At 57.4% G+C, this 15,644-nt stretch carries 13 protein-coding genes and 1 tRNA gene; all 14 read left to right on the top strand.

What is annotated here, in order from left to right; translation table 11 throughout:
• A partial coding sequence (locus tag ACFOZ5_RS13700; protein ID WP_207545791.1) for an EF-Tu C-terminal domain-related protein occupies positions 1–93 on the top strand: 93 nt, incomplete at its 5' end.
• A 76-nt stretch (positions 94–169) separates the two neighbouring features.
• Positions 170–245 (top strand) — tRNA-Trp (locus ACFOZ5_RS13695).
• Between the two features lie 34 nt (positions 246–279).
• Positions 280–648 (top strand): preprotein translocase subunit SecE, encoded by a 369-nt coding sequence (gene secE, locus ACFOZ5_RS13690; protein WP_379888226.1) that lies wholly within the window; start codon positions 280–282, stop codon positions 646–648.
• A 13-nt stretch (positions 649–661) separates the two neighbouring features.
• On the top strand, positions 662–1,195 hold the full coding sequence (nusG, locus tag ACFOZ5_RS13685) for a transcription termination/antitermination protein NusG (protein ID WP_379888224.1): 534 nt from the start codon (positions 662–664) through the stop codon (positions 1,193–1,195).
• Between the two features lie 101 nt (positions 1,196–1,296).
• Positions 1,297–1,728, top strand: coding sequence for a 50S ribosomal protein L11 (rplK, locus tag ACFOZ5_RS13680; protein ID WP_379888222.1), 432 nt, complete (start codon positions 1,297–1,299; stop codon positions 1,726–1,728).
• A 1-nt stretch (position 1,729) separates the two neighbouring features.
• Entirely contained in the window at positions 1,730–2,428 is a 699-nt protein-coding gene (gene rplA / locus ACFOZ5_RS13675) for a 50S ribosomal protein L1 (RefSeq protein ID WP_379888220.1), read from the top strand.
• A 265-nt stretch (positions 2,429–2,693) separates the two neighbouring features.
• Positions 2,694–3,224 (top strand): 50S ribosomal protein L10, encoded by a 531-nt coding sequence (rplJ, locus tag ACFOZ5_RS13670; protein ID WP_379888218.1) that lies wholly within the window; start codon positions 2,694–2,696, stop codon positions 3,222–3,224.
• A 39-nt stretch (positions 3,225–3,263) separates the two neighbouring features.
• Positions 3,264–3,641, top strand: a complete 378-nt coding sequence (gene rplL / locus ACFOZ5_RS13665) for a 50S ribosomal protein L7/L12 (protein WP_379888216.1) — start codon at positions 3,264–3,266, stop codon at positions 3,639–3,641.
• Between the two features lie 245 nt (positions 3,642–3,886).
• A complete protein-coding gene (rpoB, locus tag ACFOZ5_RS13660) occupies positions 3,887–7,963 on the top strand; it encodes a DNA-directed RNA polymerase subunit beta (protein ID WP_379888214.1) in 4,077 nt (1,358 codons plus the stop codon).
• Positions 7,964–8,039: 76 nt separating this feature from the next.
• Positions 8,040–12,254, top strand: coding sequence for a DNA-directed RNA polymerase subunit beta' (gene rpoC, locus ACFOZ5_RS13655; RefSeq protein WP_379888212.1), 4,215 nt, complete (start codon positions 8,040–8,042; stop codon positions 12,252–12,254).
• 168 nt (positions 12,255–12,422) lie between these two features.
• Positions 12,423–12,797, top strand: a complete 375-nt coding sequence (gene rpsL / locus ACFOZ5_RS13650; RefSeq protein WP_189577124.1) for a 30S ribosomal protein S12 — start codon at positions 12,423–12,425, stop codon at positions 12,795–12,797.
• Positions 12,798–12,908: 111 nt separating this feature from the next.
• The gene (rpsG, locus tag ACFOZ5_RS13645; RefSeq protein ID WP_036203340.1) at positions 12,909–13,379 is read left to right on the top strand and encodes a 30S ribosomal protein S7; all 471 of its coding nucleotides are present in this window, start codon (positions 12,909–12,911) and stop codon (positions 13,377–13,379) included.
• An 18-nt stretch (positions 13,380–13,397) separates the two neighbouring features.
• Positions 13,398–15,503: an elongation factor G gene (gene fusA / locus ACFOZ5_RS13640; protein WP_379888210.1), complete on the top strand. Its 2,106-nt coding sequence runs from the start codon at positions 13,398–13,400 to the stop codon at positions 15,501–15,503.
• Between the two features lie 35 nt (positions 15,504–15,538).
• On the top strand, positions 15,539–15,644 hold a 106-nt coding region (locus tag ACFOZ5_RS13635; RefSeq protein WP_379888184.1), incomplete at its 3' end, for a GTP-binding protein.

The raw sequence follows: 15,644 nt of genomic DNA, 5'->3' as shown, positions 1-15,644 counted from the left end.
GCTCCGATCGCCATGGAAGATGGCCTGCGCTTCGCGATTCGCGAAGGTGGCCGTACCGTTGGTGCCGGCGTGGTTTCCAAGATCATCGAGTAAGTTGCTTCGATGATCTGAAAGCAAGGGGGTTGCCTTTGGTGGCCCTTTTGTTGCACCGCTTAAAAGGTTTCGGTGCAGGCCAGTAGCTCAATTGGCAGAGCAGCGGTCTCCAAAACCGCAGGTTGGGGGTTCGATTCCCTCCTGGCCTGCCATTTATAACACGTCTGGATACATAAGCTGATTCCTATGGAGTCAAAAGCCCAACAGTCGACCAGTCGCTTTGATGTAGTCAAGTGGCTGGTTGTTTTCGTTTTGATTGCCGTAGGAGTAGTCGGCAATCAGTATTTCAGTGCCGAATCAGTGCTCTATCGAGTGCTCGGGTTGGTGGCGCTGGCCCTGGTTGCCGCTTTTGTGGCGCTGCAGACCGATCGCGGGCGTCGTTTCGCGACGCTGTTGAAAGAAGCCAGGGTTGAGATACGCAAGGTTGTTTGGCCAACTCGTCCCGAGTTGATACAGACCACAGCGATTGTGGTTGTGTTTGTGCTTGTAGTGGCGCTCATCCTGTGGGGTATGGACTCGTTCATCGGTTTCCTCGTTCAGGGTTTCATCGGATAAGCAGGGGCAGGCAATGGCTAAGCACTGGTTTGTGGTTCAGGCGTATTCCGGTTTTGAAAAGCATGTCATGCGAACGCTGAAAGAGCGTATCGCTTTGAATGGCATGGAAGACAAGTTTGGCGATGTCCTGGTTCCGACCGAGGAAGTCGTTGAAATGCGTGACGGGAAGAAGCGCAAGAGTGAGCGCAAGTTCTATCCCGGGTACGTGCTTGTCCAGATGGAAATGGATGACGCAACGTGGCACCTTGTGAGGGATACGCCGCGTGTTCTTGGTTTTATCGGTGGCACCAAAGACAAGCCCGCTCCGATAACCGAGAAAGAAGCCGAGGCCATCCTCCGCCGCGTTGAAAGTGGTGTGGATCAGCCGAAGCCGAAGACACTGTTCGAGCCGGGCGAGATTGTCCGGGTCGTGGAAGGGCCGTTTGCCGATTTCAACGGCGTGGTGGAAGAAGTCGACTACGACAAGAGTCGTGTCAAGGTGGCGGTTCTGATCTTTGGCCGATCCACTCCGGTAGAGCTGGAGTTCGGCCAGGTCGAGAAGGACTGACCTGCCTCTGAAGCGAAAGGCTCGCTCACACTGGTGAAGCGGGCTTTTTGTGTCTGAAAACCGGGGAGCCGAAAGGCGATTGCACCCATTAGGAGAACATCATGGCTAAGAAAATCGAAGCGTATATCAAGCTTCAGGTTGCTGCCGGTAAGGCCAACCCGAGTCCCCCCGTGGGCCCCGCGTTGGGCCAGCACGGCGTTAACATTATGGAATTCTGTAAGGCGTTCAACGCTGCGACCCAGGATATCGAGCCTGGCTTGCCGACGCCGGTAGTGATCACCGTATACAGTGACCGCAGCTTCACCTTCATTACCAAGACCCCGCCGGCACCGGTTCTGCTGAAGAAAGCAGCCGGTATCAAGAGTGGTTCCGGTCGCCCGAACACCGAGAAGGTGGGCACTGTGACCAGAGACCAGCTGGAAGAGATCGTTAAGACCAAAGAGCCCGATCTGACTGCTGCCGATATGGATGCGGCCGTCCGCACCATCGCTGGTACTGCCCGTAGCATGGGCCTGAACGTGGAGGGTCTGTAAGATGGCTAAGCTGAGCAAGCGTCAGAAGCTGATTCGTGAAAAAGTTGATTCGACCCGCGCGTACACCGTGGATGAAGCCGTTGCACTTCTGGTGGAAGTGGGTGGCTCCGTAAAGTTCAAGGAGTCTATCGACGTGTCCATTAACCTGGGCGTCGATGCACGGAAATCCGACCAGGTGGTCCGTAGCAGCACCGTGCTGCCGCACGGCACCGGCAAAACGGTACGTGTTGCCGTCTTTACCCAGGGTGCCAATGCTGACAAGGCGAAGGAAGCCGGCGCCGACATCGTGGGTATGGATGACCTGGCTGAGGAAGTCAAAAAAGGCAACATGGATTTCGACGTGGTTATTGCCACGCCAGATGCCATGCGCGTTGTAGGTCAGCTGGGCCAGATTCTTGGTCCCCGTGGCCTGATGCCTAACCCGAAGGTTGGCACCGTCACGCCGGATGTGGAAACCGCGGTCAAGAATGCCAAGGCCGGTCAGGTTCGTTACCGCACCGACAAGAACGGCATCATCCATTCTCCGCTGGGTAATGTTGAATTCTCTGCTGAGGCTATCAAGGAAAACCTTGAAGCCCTGATTGCAGATCTTAAAAAGGCCAAGCCTTCATCTTCCAAGGGCGTGTACCTGAAGAAGGTGGCACTGTCCTCAACGATGGGGCCTGGCCTGACTGTTGACCAGAGTTCGCTGAATATCTGATCTCCGGTTGGCAGTAACTTTGTAGTCTAGGCGGAAGCCAAGGCTGTCAAAGACCGCAGGCCCCCGCGGCCCGGGCTACCTTGCCGGGCCTTAAGGGTTAAAGCAACGCCTGCGCAGACGGTGTGAAGACGTTCTCTGAACCCAAACACCGTTAGGCGCCTGAAGAAACGACGTGGTGAACATCCTTTTCGATGGACAGTGCGTCTGTTTTCAAGGCAACGATGGGTTTGCCGGAATTCAACCGGCGAAATCGAGGAGAAATCCAGTGGCAATTAGACTCGAAGACAAGAAGGCGATCGTCGCTGAAGTCAACGAGACTGCTGGTACTGCTCTGTCTGTGGTTATGGCTGACTACCGTGGTGTTACCGCTGGTGACATGACGGCGCTTCGTGCCAAGGCTCGTGCCGAAAATGTGCGTCTGAAGGTTGTTCGTAACAACCTGACCAAGATCGCCATTCGCGGCACTGAGTACGAGTGCATTGACGAAGCCCTGGTCGGCCCGACCCTGCTGGCATTCTCTATGGAAGATCCTGGCGCCGGCGCACGCCTGCTGAAGGATTTCGCCAAAGAGAACGACGCATTCGAGATCAAAGGTCTGGCCTTCGGCGGTGAGCTGATGGGCGCGGAGCAACTCGATCGTCTGGCGACGCTGCCGACGCTGCATGAAGCGTTGACCCAGCTGGCCATTGTCACACAGGCACCAGTTACCAAGTTGGTACGCACCCTGAACGACGTTCCGGGCAGAGTTACCCGCGTAGTAGCTGCAGTCCGCGACCAGAAGCAAGAAGCTGCTTGATTCTGTTGAAAACCATTTTTACTTTTTTTGGAGAAAGTCATGGCTCTGTCTAAAGACGATATTCTGAATGCAATTGCCGAAATGAGCGTAATGGAAGTTGTTGAGCTCGTAGAAGCAATGGAAGAGAAGTTCAACGTATCCGCTGCTGCCGCTGTTGCAGCTGCTCCGGCTGCTGCCGGTGGCGAAGCTGCTGCCGCTGAAGAGCAGACCGAGTTCGACGTTGTTCTGACCGGTCCGGGCGAAAAGAAAGTGAACGTCATCAAGGCTGTTCGCGAACTGACTGGCCTGGGCCTGAAAGAAGCGAAGGAAATGGTTGATTCCGCTCCGTCCACCGTTAAGGAAGGCGCTTCCAAGGACGACGCTGAAGAAGCCAAGAAGAAGCTCGAGGAAGCAGGCGCTTCTGTTGAGCTCAAGTAATAGCCGATTGTTGATCGGTTCCGTGCGCTAGGCATGGATAGGCTGGTGGCTCCGGGCCACCGGCCTTTTTCTGTTGTATATAAGCTATAGAGATGGAAGCAGTTGCTATAGTAGATAGTCTGCCTCTGTCACCTACAGCCAGAGTCTTGTTCAAGACAGCGCAGTACGCCGAGCAAATCGGCCCCGAAGCAGGTAAATGATTGCTTCTTGATACCAGGTATCAGGTCTAACGCTGGGGAATGCAGATGACTTACTCCTACACTGAGAAAAAGCGGATTCGCAAAGATTTCAGTAAATTGCCTTCCGTGATGGATGTCCCCTACTTGCTGGCTATCCAGCTTGATTCGTACCGGGACTTCCTGCAAATGGAAGCCGACGCTGACGCACGCCAGGAAACTGGCCTGCACGCAGCCTTCAAATCCGTATTCCCGATTGTCAGTTATTCTGGCAACGCGGCACTTGAGTACGTGAGCTACCGTATTGGCGATCCGGTATTCGACGTCAAGGAATGTCAGCTCCGGGGCGTAACCTATGCCGCACCCCTGCGCGTAAAAGTTCGCCTGATCATCTATGATCGTGAGTCTTCCAACAAGGCGATCAAGGATATCAAGGAACAGGAAGTCTACATGGGCGAAATGCCCCTGATGACCGAGAACGGTACCTTCGTTATCAATGGTACTGAGCGGGTCATCGTGTCCCAGCTGCATCGGTCGCCGGGTGTTTTCTTCGATCACGACAAGGGTAAGACCCATTCGTCCGGCAAGCTGCTGTATTCTGCCCGGGTGATTCCTTACCGTGGTTCCTGGCTCGACTTCGAGTTTGACCCGAAAGATTCCGTGTTCGTCCGGATCGACCGTCGCCGGAAGCTGCCTGCCAGCATCCTGCTGCGTGCTCTGGGCTACACCTCCGAGCAGATGCTCGAGATGTTCTTCGACACCAGTAAGTTCACCGTCGGTGAGGAAGCCTCCCGTCTCGAGCTGGTGCCGAGCCGCCTGCGTGGTGATATTGCTACCTTCGACATCAAGGACAAGGACGGTTCCGTCATTGTCGAGGAAGGTCGCCGTGTGACCGCTCGGCACATCCGTCAGCTCGAAAAGTCCGGTATTACCGAACTGGAAGTGCCGACCGAATACCTTCACGGTCGGGTTATTGCCCGTGACATGATCGACACCAAGACCGGTGAAGTTCTGGTGGAGTGCAATACCGAAATCACCGAAGAGGTGATGGAAAAAATTCTGGCTGCCGGTATCACCGAAGTCGAGACCCTGTACACCAACGACCTCGACTGCGGTCCGTTCATGTCCGATACCATTCGTATCGACCCGGCCCGTACCCAGCTTGAGTCCCTGGTTGAAATCTACCGGATGATGCGTCCGGGCGAGCCGCCCACCAAGGAATCCGCCGAGAACCTGTTCAATAACCTGTTCTTCTCGGAAGAGCGTTATGATCTGTCGTCGGTAGGCCGTATGAAGCTGAACCGCCGCCTGGGTCGTGAAGAAAGCACCGGTGAGGGTACCCTCACCAACGATGACATCATCGATGTGCTGCGGACGCTGATTGATATCCGTAACGGCAACGGCAACGTTGACGATATCGATAACCTGGGTAACCGTCGAATCCGTTGCGTTGGTGAAATGGCCGAAAACCAGTTCCGCGTAGGCCTGGTCCGTGTCGAGCGGGCGGTGCGCGAGCGCCTGAGTCTGGCGGAAAGCGAAGGCCTGATGCCTCAGGACCTGATCAACGCCAAGCCGGTTGCGGCGGCAGTCAAGGAATTCTTTGGCTCCAGCCAGCTGTCCCAGTTCATGGACCAGAACAACCCGCTCTCCGAGGTGACGCACAAGCGTCGCGTATCGGCCCTCGGGCCAGGTGGTCTCACCCGCGAACGCGCCGGCTTTGAGGTTCGTGACGTACACCCGACCCACTACGGTCGTGTATGTCCCATCGAGACACCGGAAGGCCCGAACATCGGCCTGATCAACTCGCTGGCAACCTACGCCCGTACCAACTCCTACGGTTTCCTGGAGAGCCCGTACCGGAAGGTTATTGAAGGCCAGGTGACCGATGAGATCGTCTACCTGTCTGCGATTGAGGAGAGCAACTTCGTCATCGCCCAGGCAAGTTCAGCCCTGACTGACGAAGGTCGCCTTGCCGATGAGCTGGTTACGGTTCGAACGCAGAACGAATTCACCGTGACACCCCCGGAAAACGTGAACTTCATGGACGTTTCTCCGCGGCAGGTGGTATCGGTGGCGGCATCCCTGATTCCGTTCCTCGAGCATGACGATGCCAACCGGGCCCTGATGGGTTCGAACATGCAGCGCCAGGCGGTTCCGACCCTGCGTGCCGACAAGCCGCTGGTGGGTACGGGTCTGGAGCGGATCGTCGCCCAGGACTCCGGCGTCTGTGTGACCGCACGCCGTGGTGGGGTGATCGAGGACGTGGACGCGGCCCGTATTGTCGTTCGTGTGGCGGACGTTGAAACCGAGGCCGGTGACGCTGGTGTGGATATCTACAACCTCACCAAGTACACCCGCTCCAACCAGAACACCTGCATCAACCAGCGTTCCATCGTGAAGCAGGGTGATGTCGTGGCTCGCGGCGACGTGCTGGCCGATGGCCCGTCCGTAGACCTGGGCGAGCTGGCTCTGGGCCAGAACATGCGTATCGCGTTCATGCCCTGGAACGGCTACAACTTCGAGGACTCCATCCTGATCTCCGAGAAGGTGGTCCAGGAGGATCGCTTCACGAGCATCCACATCCAGGAACTGACCTGTGTGGCTCGTGACACCAAGCTGGGTAGCGAGGAAATCACCGCGGATATTCCAAACGTGGGTGAGAGCGCGCTGTCCAAGCTGGATGAGTCCGGCATCGTCTACATCGGTGCGGAAGTCGGTCCTGGCGATATCCTGGTCGGCAAGGTAACGCCGAAGGGCGAGACCCAACTGACGCCGGAGGAGAAGCTGCTGAGGGCTATCTTCGGTGAGAAGGCGTCGGATGTGAAAGACACCTCCTCTCGTGTTTCCGCCGGTACCCGCGGTACCGTTATCGATGTGCAGGTCTTTACCCGGGACGGCATCGAGAAGGATGAGCGCGCCCTGTCCATCGAGCAGGACCAGCTCAACCAGTACCGCAAGGACTTGAAGGACGAGTACCGTATCGTGGAAGGTGCCACCTTCGAGCGCCTGACCTCTGCGCTGGACGGCCAGGAAGTGATCAGCGGCCCTGGCCTGAAGAAAGGTGCGGTTCTTGATCAGGACTACCTGGGTGGTCTTGAGCGGGATCAGTGGTTCAAACTGCGAATGAAGGACGAGGCGCTCAACGAGCTGCTCGAGAAGTCGGAGCAGGGTCTGGAAGACCGCAAGAAAGAGCACGAGGAGCGCTTCGACGACAAGCGCGGCAAACTGCAGCAGGGCGATGACCTGGCGCCGGGCGTGCTCAAGATTGTGAAGGTTTATCTGGCTATCAAGCGCCGGATCCAGCCAGGCGACAAGATGGCTGGCCGTCACGGGAACAAGGGTGTTATTTCCGCTGTCATGCCGGTAGAGGATATGCCCTACGATGAGGACGGTAATCCGGTTGATGTGGTCCTTAACCCGCTGGGTGTACCGTCGCGGATGAACGTCGGTCAGGTTCTCGAGACTCATCTGGGCGCAGCCGCCAAGGGCCTTGGTCGCAAGATCAATGCGATGCTGGAGCAGCAGCAGAAGGTCACTGAAGTGCGGGAGCTGTTGGGCAAGATCTACAACCACAGCGAGGCCGTGCCCAGCGTGAATCTGGATAGCCTGAGCGACGGTGAGATCATGGAAATGGCCGGTAACCTGCGTGGTGGCGTGCCCATGGCAACGGCCGTCTTTGACGGTGCCAAGGAGGCCGAGGTCAAGCATATGCTTGAGCTGGCCGACATGGATACCAGTGGTCAGGTCAAGCTGTACGACGGACGCACCGGCAATGAGTTTGATCGCCCGGTGACCGTTGGCTACATGTACATGCTGAAGCTGAACCACCTGATCGATGACAAGATGCACGCCCGGTCCACCGGTTCCTACAGCCTGGTTACCCAGCAGCCGTTGGGTGGTAAGGCGCAGTTCGGTGGCCAGCGGTTCGGTGAAATGGAAGTCTGGGCCCTTGAGGCCTACGGTGCGGCCTACACACTGCAGGAAATGCTGACCGTCAAGTCTGACGACGTGAATGGCCGGACCAAGATGTACAAGAATATTGTCGATGGCGATCACCGGATGGAGCCGGGAATGCCAGAATCCTTCAACGTTCTTGTCAAGGAAATCCGCTCACTGGGTATCGACATTGAGCTGGAATCCGAGTGAGCCGAATCGTTTTTTGGCAGCGTGAGCGGGCACAGCAGTGCCCGCCCGAGATTAACGCCATCCGGAGCTGTTACTGATGAAAGATTTGTTGAATCTTCTCAAGAGCCAGAACCAGAGCAAGGAATTTGACGCCATCCGCATTGGTCTGGCGTCACCTGACATGATCCGTTCCTGGTCCTTCGGGGAAGTGAAAAAGCCCGAGACCATTAACTACCGGACGTTCAAGCCTGAGCGTGACGGTCTGTTCTGTGCCAAGATCTTTGGTCCGATCAAGGACTACGAGTGCCTTTGTGGCAAGTACAAGCGCCTCAAGCACCGTGGTGTCATCTGTGAAAAGTGTGGTGTTGAGGTTGCCCTCGCCAGCGTACGTCGTGAGCGTATGGGTCACATCGAACTGGCGAGCCCGGTGGCTCACATCTGGTTCCTGAAGTCCCTGCCTTCCCGCATCGGCATGATGCTGGACATGACCCTGCGTGACATTGAGCGGGTCCTGTACTTCGAGTCGTTCATCGTCATCGATCCGGGCATGACCACGCTCGAGCGTGGCCAGCTGTTGAACGACGAGCAGTACTACGAGGCGCTGGAAGAATTTGGTGACGAGTTCGATGCCCGTATGGGTGCCGAAGCCGTCAAGATGCTGCTTGAAGATATCGAGCTGCAGGAAGAGGTTGATCGTCTGCGGGAGGAAATTCCCCAGACCAACTCCGAAACCAAGATCAAGAAGTTCACCAAGCGACTGAAGATCCTGGAAGCCTTCCTGTACTCCGGTAACCGTCCCGGTGACATGGTGATGACCGTGTTGCCGGTACTGCCACCGGATCTGCGTCCGCTGGTACCCCTGGACGGTGGCCGTTTTGCAACGTCCGATCTTAACGACCTTTACCGTCGTGTGATCAACCGTAACAACCGTCTCAAGCGCCTGCTGGAGCTGAACGCTCCGGACATCATCGTGCGTAACGAGAAGCGGATGCTGCAGGAAGCTGTGGACGCGCTGCTGGACAACGGCCGTCGTGGCCGTGCCATCACCGGCACCAACAAGCGCCCGCTGAAGTCCCTGGCCGACATGATCAAGGGCAAGCAGGGTCGTTTCCGTCAGAACCTGCTGGGCAAGCGGGTGGACTACTCCGGTCGTTCGGTGATCGTGGTCGGTCCCTATCTGCGCCTGCACCAGTGTGGTCTGCCGAAGAAAATGGCGCTGGAGCTGTTCAAGCCGTTCATCTTCTCCAAGCTGGAACACCGTGGCCTGGCGACCACCATCAAGGCCGCCAAGAAGATGGTCGAGCGTGAGGAAGGCGTGGTCTGGGATATCCTGGACGAGGTCATCCGTGAGCACCCGATCATGCTGAACCGGGCACCGACCCTGCACCGTCTGGGCATCCAGGCGTTCGAGCCGGTGCTGATCGAGGGCAAGGCGATCCAGCTGCATCCGCTGGTGTGTGCGGCCTACAACGCCGACTTCGACGGTGACCAGATGGCGGTACACGTACCGCTGACCCTGGAAGCCCAGCTGGAAGCCCGTGCGTTGATGATGTCCACCAACAACGTGCTGTCACCGGCCAATGGCGAGCCCATCATCGTACCGTCCCAGGACGTGGTTCTGGGCCTGTACTACATGACCCGTGAACGTAAGAACGCGCTGGGCGACGGTCGCGTATTCGCCGATGTGAAAGAAGTGCATCGTGCCTATGGCGCTGGCGCCGTTGACCTGCAGGCCAAGATCAAGGTCCGGGTCAAGGAGGTCACCTACGACGAGAACGAAGAGCTCAAGACCGAGCATGTGATCGTTGATACCGTGGTGGGTCGTGCGCTGCTGTTTGATATCGTGCCTGATGGCCTGTCCTACGAGGTCGTCAACAAGCCGATGACCAAGAAGGCGATCTCGAACCTGATCAATACCTGTTACCGGATCGCGGGTCTGAAAGACACGGTTATCTTCGCCGACCAGCTGATGTACATGGGCTTCCATTACGCCACGGTCTCCGGTACCTCCATTGGTTTCAACGACTTCGAGATTCCTCCCGAGAAGTACGAGATGGTCGATGCGGCCACCGACGAAGTGAAGGAAATCGAGTCCCAGTACTCCTCGGGCCTGCTGACCCAGGGCGAGAAGTACAACAAGGTTATCGATATCTGGTCACGGGCCAACGACAAGGTGTCCAAGGCCATGATGGATCGCCTCTCCCAGGAGCAGGTGGTGGATGCTGACGGCAAGCCGGTGTTCCGTGAGGACGGCGAGCCGGAAATGCAGGAGTCATTCAACTCCGTGTACATGATGGCCGACTCTGGCGCCCGGGGCTCCCCCGCGCAGATTCGTCAGCTGGCCGGTATGCGTGGCCTGATGGCGAAGCCGGATGGCTCCATCATCGAGACGCCGATCACGGCGAACTTCCGTGAGGGTCTGAACGTACTGCAGTACTTCATCTCCACCCACGGTGCCCGTAAGGGTCTGGCGGATACCGCCTTGAAGACCGCCAACTCCGGTTACCTGACCCGTCGTCTGGTAGACGTATCCCAGGATCTGGTGGTTACCGAGGCGGATTGCGGAACCGAAGAAGGTCTGCTGATGACGCCGCACATCGAAGGCGGCGACGTGGTTGTGCCGTTGGGCGATCGTGTCCTGGGTCGGGTTACCGCGCGTGACGTATTCACGCCGACTGATAAGGACAATGCGGTGGTCGAGGCCGGCACCCTGCTGGACGAGAAGACCATCGAGATGATCGAAGGCGCCGGTGTGGATGAGGTCTGGGTAAGGTCCGCCATTACCTGTGAGGCCCGCCATGGCGTCTGTGCCAACTGTTACGGTCGTGATCTGGCCCGTGGCCACCTGGTGAACGTGGGTGAGGCTGTCGGCGTTATCGCCGCCCAGTCCATCGGTGAGCCGGGTACCCAGCTGACCATGCGGACCTTCCACATCGGTGGTGCGGCCAGCCGGGCCTCCGCTGTGGACAACATCCAGGTCAAGCACGGTGGCCGGATCCGTCTGCACAACATGAAGTCCATCGAGAAGACCGATGGCTCTCTGGTTGTGGTATCCCGTTCCTCCGCTCTGGCGGTTGCCGATGAGCAGGGGCGTGAGCGTGAGTGGTACAAGCTCCCGTATGGTGCCGTGTTGTCCGTTAAGCATGGTGATGACGTGGAAGCCGGTGCCGTGGTGGCCAAGTGGGATCCCCATACCCACCCGATCATTGCCGAAGGCAAGGGTAAGGCCAGGTTCATGGGCATGGATCAGGGCATCACCGTCCGTACCCAGACCGATGAGCTGACCGGCCTGTCCACCATTCAGGTGATCGATCCGAAGGATCGTCCGGCGGCAGGCAAGGACATGCGTCCGGCAATCGAGGTCATCGACTCCAAGGGTGATGGTGTGGTGCTGCCGGGTGGAGCTCCGGCCCACTACTTCCTGCCGGCCGATGCGCTGGTAACCCTGGCTGATGGTGCCGACGTGGAAGTGGGCGATGTGGTTGCCCGTATTCCGCAGGAAAGCTCCAAGACCCGGGACATCACCGGTGGTCTGCCGCGGGTTGCCGACCTGTTCGAGGCCCGTCGCCCGAAAGAGCCGTCCATTCTGGCCGAAATTACCGGTACCGTGTCGTTCGGTAAGGAAACCAAGGGCAAGAAACGCCTGGTGATTACGCCGAAGGATGACGACCCGTACGAGGTGCTGATTCCCAAGTGGCGTCAGCTCAACGTATTCGAGGGTGAAACCGTGGAGAAGGGTGAGGTCATCTCTGATGGTCCTTCCAACCCGCACGATATCCTGCGTCTGCTGGGCGTTGTGGCGCTGGCCAAGTACATCACCAACGAAATTCAGGACGTTTACCGTCTGCAGGGCGTTGTCATCAACGATAAACACATCGAGGTTATCGTTCGTCAGATGCTGCGCAAGGTGGAAATCACCGATCCGGGTGAGACCACGCTGCTGTCCGGGGATCAGGTGGAATATCACCACTTCCTGGATGCCAACGAAGACGCCATTGCAGCCGACAAGCAGCCCGCCCGGGGCGAGCGCCAGTTGCTGGGTATCACCAAGGCCTCCCTGGCGACCGAGTCGTTCATCTCGGCGGCTTCGTTCCAGGAGACCACGCGGGTACTCACCGAGGGTGCCGTTACCGGCAAGCGTGACTACCTGCGCGGCCTGAAGGAAAACGTGGTCGTTGGGCGCCTGATTCCGGCGGGTACCGGTCTGGCGTATCACAACGAGCGTCGCCGTAAGCGTGAACTGGAAGAGCAGGGCGTCACCGCGGAAGATGTGGTGGAAGCACTGAGCGCCGAGCTTAACCGGGAAGATTGATTCCCGGCGTACTGTAACCCCCGGGAACTACGGATCCCGGGTTGGTTAAAAAGAAATCAGTCATCTTGACTGACCGGGGCCGCGGGCTTACACTTGCGGCCCTTAATTTTTACCCCCGTTCGCCGGGGGTAAGTTTCATTGGAATGGTTTTTTTTGGAGTTTGCTTACATGGCAACGATCAACCAGTTGGTACGTAAGCCTCGTAAACGCCGGGTAGCCAAGAGCGATGTACCTGCTCTGCAGGCCTGCCCGCAGCGTCGTGGCGTATGCACCCGTGTATACACCACCACGCCGAAGAAGCCGAACTCCGCACTTCGTAAAGTGTGCCGTGTTCGTCTGACCAACGGTTACGAGGTTTCCTCATACATCGGCGGTGAAGGTCACAACCTTCAGGAGCACAGTGTTGTGCTGATCCGTGGCGGTCGAGTCAAAGACCTTCCCGGTGTGCGCTATCACACTGTTCGCGGAACGCTGGACACCCAGGGTGTACAGAACCGTAAGCAGGGCCGCTCCAAGTACGGTACTAAACGACCCAAGTCCTGATGTCCCTGATGGGTGTCTTTTATCGTCACTGTGAACGGTAAGAGTAAGGCTGAGTAGCTTCGTGCTATCTCAGGGGTTCCTGAAGACCTTAATTTTTAGAAGGGCTTATCGATGCCTAGAAGAAGAGTTGCAGCTAAACGGGAGATTATCCCGGATCCGAAGTTCGGCAGTGCACGGCTGGCCAAGTTCATCAACCATGTGATGGAAAGTGGCAAGAAGGCTGTTGCAGAGCGCATTGTTTATGGCGCGCTTGATATCGTTGCCGACAAATCCAAGGAAGAGCCGATCGACATGTTCGAGAAGGCCCTGGAAAACATCCAGCCGATGGTTGAGGTCAAATCCCGTCGTGTGGGTGGTGCTACCTACCAGGTGCCCGTAGAAGTACGGCCTTCCCGTCAAAACGCGCTGGCCATGCGCTGGCTCGTAGAATTTTCACGGAAGCGTGGTGAAAAGTCCATGGCACAGCGACTGGCAGGTGAAATCCTGGACGCCGCTGACAGCAAGGGCTCCGCTGTTAAGAAGCGCGAAGACGTTCACCGCATGGCAGAAGCCAACAAGGCGTTCTCTCACTTCCGTTTCTAATCAGCCGAGGTTTATACAGTGGCACGCAAGACTCCTATCAAACGATACAGAAACATCGGTATCTGTGCTCACGTGGATGCGGGTAAAACCACAACCACCGAGCGGGTGCTGTTTTACACCGGTATCTCCCACAAGATCGGTGAAGTTCACGATGGTGCCGCCACCATGGACTGGATGGAGCAGGAACAGGAGCGGGGCATTACCATCACCTCCGCCGCTACCACCTGTTTCTGGCAGGGCATGGACAAGCAGTACGATGAGCATCGCATCAACATCATCGATACCCCGGGACACGTTGACTTCACCATCGAGGTGGAGCGTTCCCTGCGGGTACTTGACGGTGCCGTGGTCGTATTCTGTGGTTCCTCAGGTGTAGAGCCCCAGTCCGAAACCGTATGGCGTCAGGCCAACAAGTACGAAGTGCCCCGCATGGTGTTCGTCAACAAGATGGACCGTGCTGGTGCTGACTTCCTGCGTGTGGTTGCTCAGATCAAGAATCGCCTGGGCGCCAATGCCGTCCCCATTCAGCTGCCGATCGGTGCCGAGGACGAGTTTGCCGGCATCGTCGACCTGATCCGTAACAAGGCGATCTACTGGAACGAAGACGATGCCGGTGCTACCTATGACCAGCGCGACGTCCCGGCCGAGATGGCTGACGAAGTAGCCATGTACCGTGAGCAGATGGTTGAGGCAGCCGCTGAAGCCAACGAAGAGCTCATGGAGAAGTATCTCGAGGAAGGTGAGCTCACCATCGAAGAGATCAAGCAGGGCCTGCGTATCCGTACCCTGGCCAACGAGATCGTGGTTGCGACCTGTGGTTCCGCCTTCAAGAACAAGGGTGTTCAGGCTGTACTGGATTCCGTTATCGAGTTCCTGCCGGCGCCGAACGAAGTCAAGGCCATTCGTGGCGAGATTGACGACGAAGGCACTGAGGCAGTCCGGGAAGCGGACGATAACGCACCATTCTCTGCCCTGGCGTTCAAGATCGCTACCGACCCGTTCGTGGGTACGCTGACGTTCTTCCGGGTATACTCCGGCAAGCTGGAATCCGGTAACGCCGTCTATAACTCGGTCAAGCAGAAGAAAGAGCGCGTCGGCCGTATGGTGCAGATGCACTCCAAGGAGCGTCAGGAGATCAAGGAAGTGCTGGCCGGCGACATCGCGGCAGCCATTGGTCTTAAGAGCGTCACCACCGGTGACACCCTGTGCGACGAGAACAACAAGATTATTCTCGAGCGCATGGAATTCCCGGAGCCGGTCATCTCCGTGGCGGTCGAGCCGAAGTCCAAGGCGGATCAGGAAAAGATGGGCGTCGCCCTGGGCAAGCTGGCCCAGGAAGATCCGTCGTTCCGCGTTCGTACCGATGAAGAGTCTGGTCAGACCATCATTTCCGGTATGGGCGAGCTGCACCTGGATATCATCGTTGACCGCATGAAGCGTGAGTTCAAGGTAGAGGCCAACATTGGCAAGCCTCAGGTGGCCTACCGCGAGCGCATTCGTAAGGCGGTTGATGTAGAGGGCAAGTTTGTTCGTCAGTCAGGCGGTCGTGGTCAGTATGGTCACGTCAAGATCAAGCTCGAGCCGCTGCCTCTGGACGAGGAAGATGGCGAGAACTTTATCTTTGAAAACCAGATCGTGGGCGGCGTGGTTCCCAAGGAATACATTCCGGCGGTTCAGCAGGGTATTGAAGAGCAGATGCAGAACGGCTGTCTGGCCGGCTATCCGCTGCTGCGCATCAAGGCCATTCTGTACGACGGCTCCTTCCACGAAGTCGACTCCAACGAGATGGCGTTCAAGGTAGCGGGCTCCATGGCCATGAAGAAAGGCGCACTGGAAGCCGATCCGGCAATCCTTGAGCCGATCATGAAGGTCGAGTGTGTCACGCCTGAAGAGTACATGGGTGACGTGGTCGGCGACCTTAACCGTCGTCGCGGCGTTGTCCTGGGTATGGATGAAGGTCCTGCGGGTAAGGTCATCCGTGCCGAGGTTCCGTTGTCGGAGATGTTTGGCTACGCCACCGATCTGCGTTCAGCAACGCAGGGCAGGGCGTCTTACGCAATGGAGTTTGCCGGTTATTCCGAAGCTCCCTCGAACATTGCCGAAGCGATCATTAAAAAGGGTTGATCCCCAGGACTTGAGAAACAGGAAGAGGTATAACCGTGTCTAAAGCAAAATTTGAACGTAACAAACCGCACCTGAACGTGGGCACCATTGGTCACGTTGACCATGGCAAGACCACTCTGACGGCGGCACTGACTCGCGTAT

The sequence above is a fragment of the Marinobacter lacisalsi genome (assembly GCF_042651045.1).
Taxonomy (GTDB): domain Bacteria; phylum Pseudomonadota; class Gammaproteobacteria; order Pseudomonadales; family Oleiphilaceae; genus Marinobacter; species Marinobacter lacisalsi.
This window is presented reverse-complemented; position numbering and strand designations above follow the sequence as displayed.

What these genes read in the sequence shown, in the direction of transcription:
- secE (WP_379888226.1), top strand. Translation starts at nt 280, where the DNA reads ATGGAGTCAAAAGCCCAACAGTCGACCAGTCGCTTTGATGTAGTCAAG.
- nusG (WP_379888224.1), top strand. Translation starts at nt 662, where the DNA reads ATGGCTAAGCACTGGTTTGTGGTTCAGGCGTATTCCGGTTTTGAAAAG.
- rplK (WP_379888222.1), top strand. Translation starts at nt 1,297, where the DNA reads ATGGCTAAGAAAATCGAAGCGTATATCAAGCTTCAGGTTGCTGCCGGT.
- rplA (WP_379888220.1), top strand. Translation starts at nt 1,730, where the DNA reads ATGGCTAAGCTGAGCAAGCGTCAGAAGCTGATTCGTGAAAAAGTTGAT.
- rplL (WP_379888216.1), top strand. Translation starts at nt 3,264, where the DNA reads ATGGCTCTGTCTAAAGACGATATTCTGAATGCAATTGCCGAAATGAGC.
- rpoB (WP_379888214.1), top strand. Translation starts at nt 3,887, where the DNA reads ATGACTTACTCCTACACTGAGAAAAAGCGGATTCGCAAAGATTTCAGT.
- rpoC (WP_379888212.1), top strand. Translation starts at nt 8,040, where the DNA reads ATGAAAGATTTGTTGAATCTTCTCAAGAGCCAGAACCAGAGCAAGGAA.
- rpsL (WP_189577124.1), top strand. Translation starts at nt 12,423, where the DNA reads ATGGCAACGATCAACCAGTTGGTACGTAAGCCTCGTAAACGCCGGGTA.
- rpsG (WP_036203340.1), top strand. Translation starts at nt 12,909, where the DNA reads ATGCCTAGAAGAAGAGTTGCAGCTAAACGGGAGATTATCCCGGATCCG.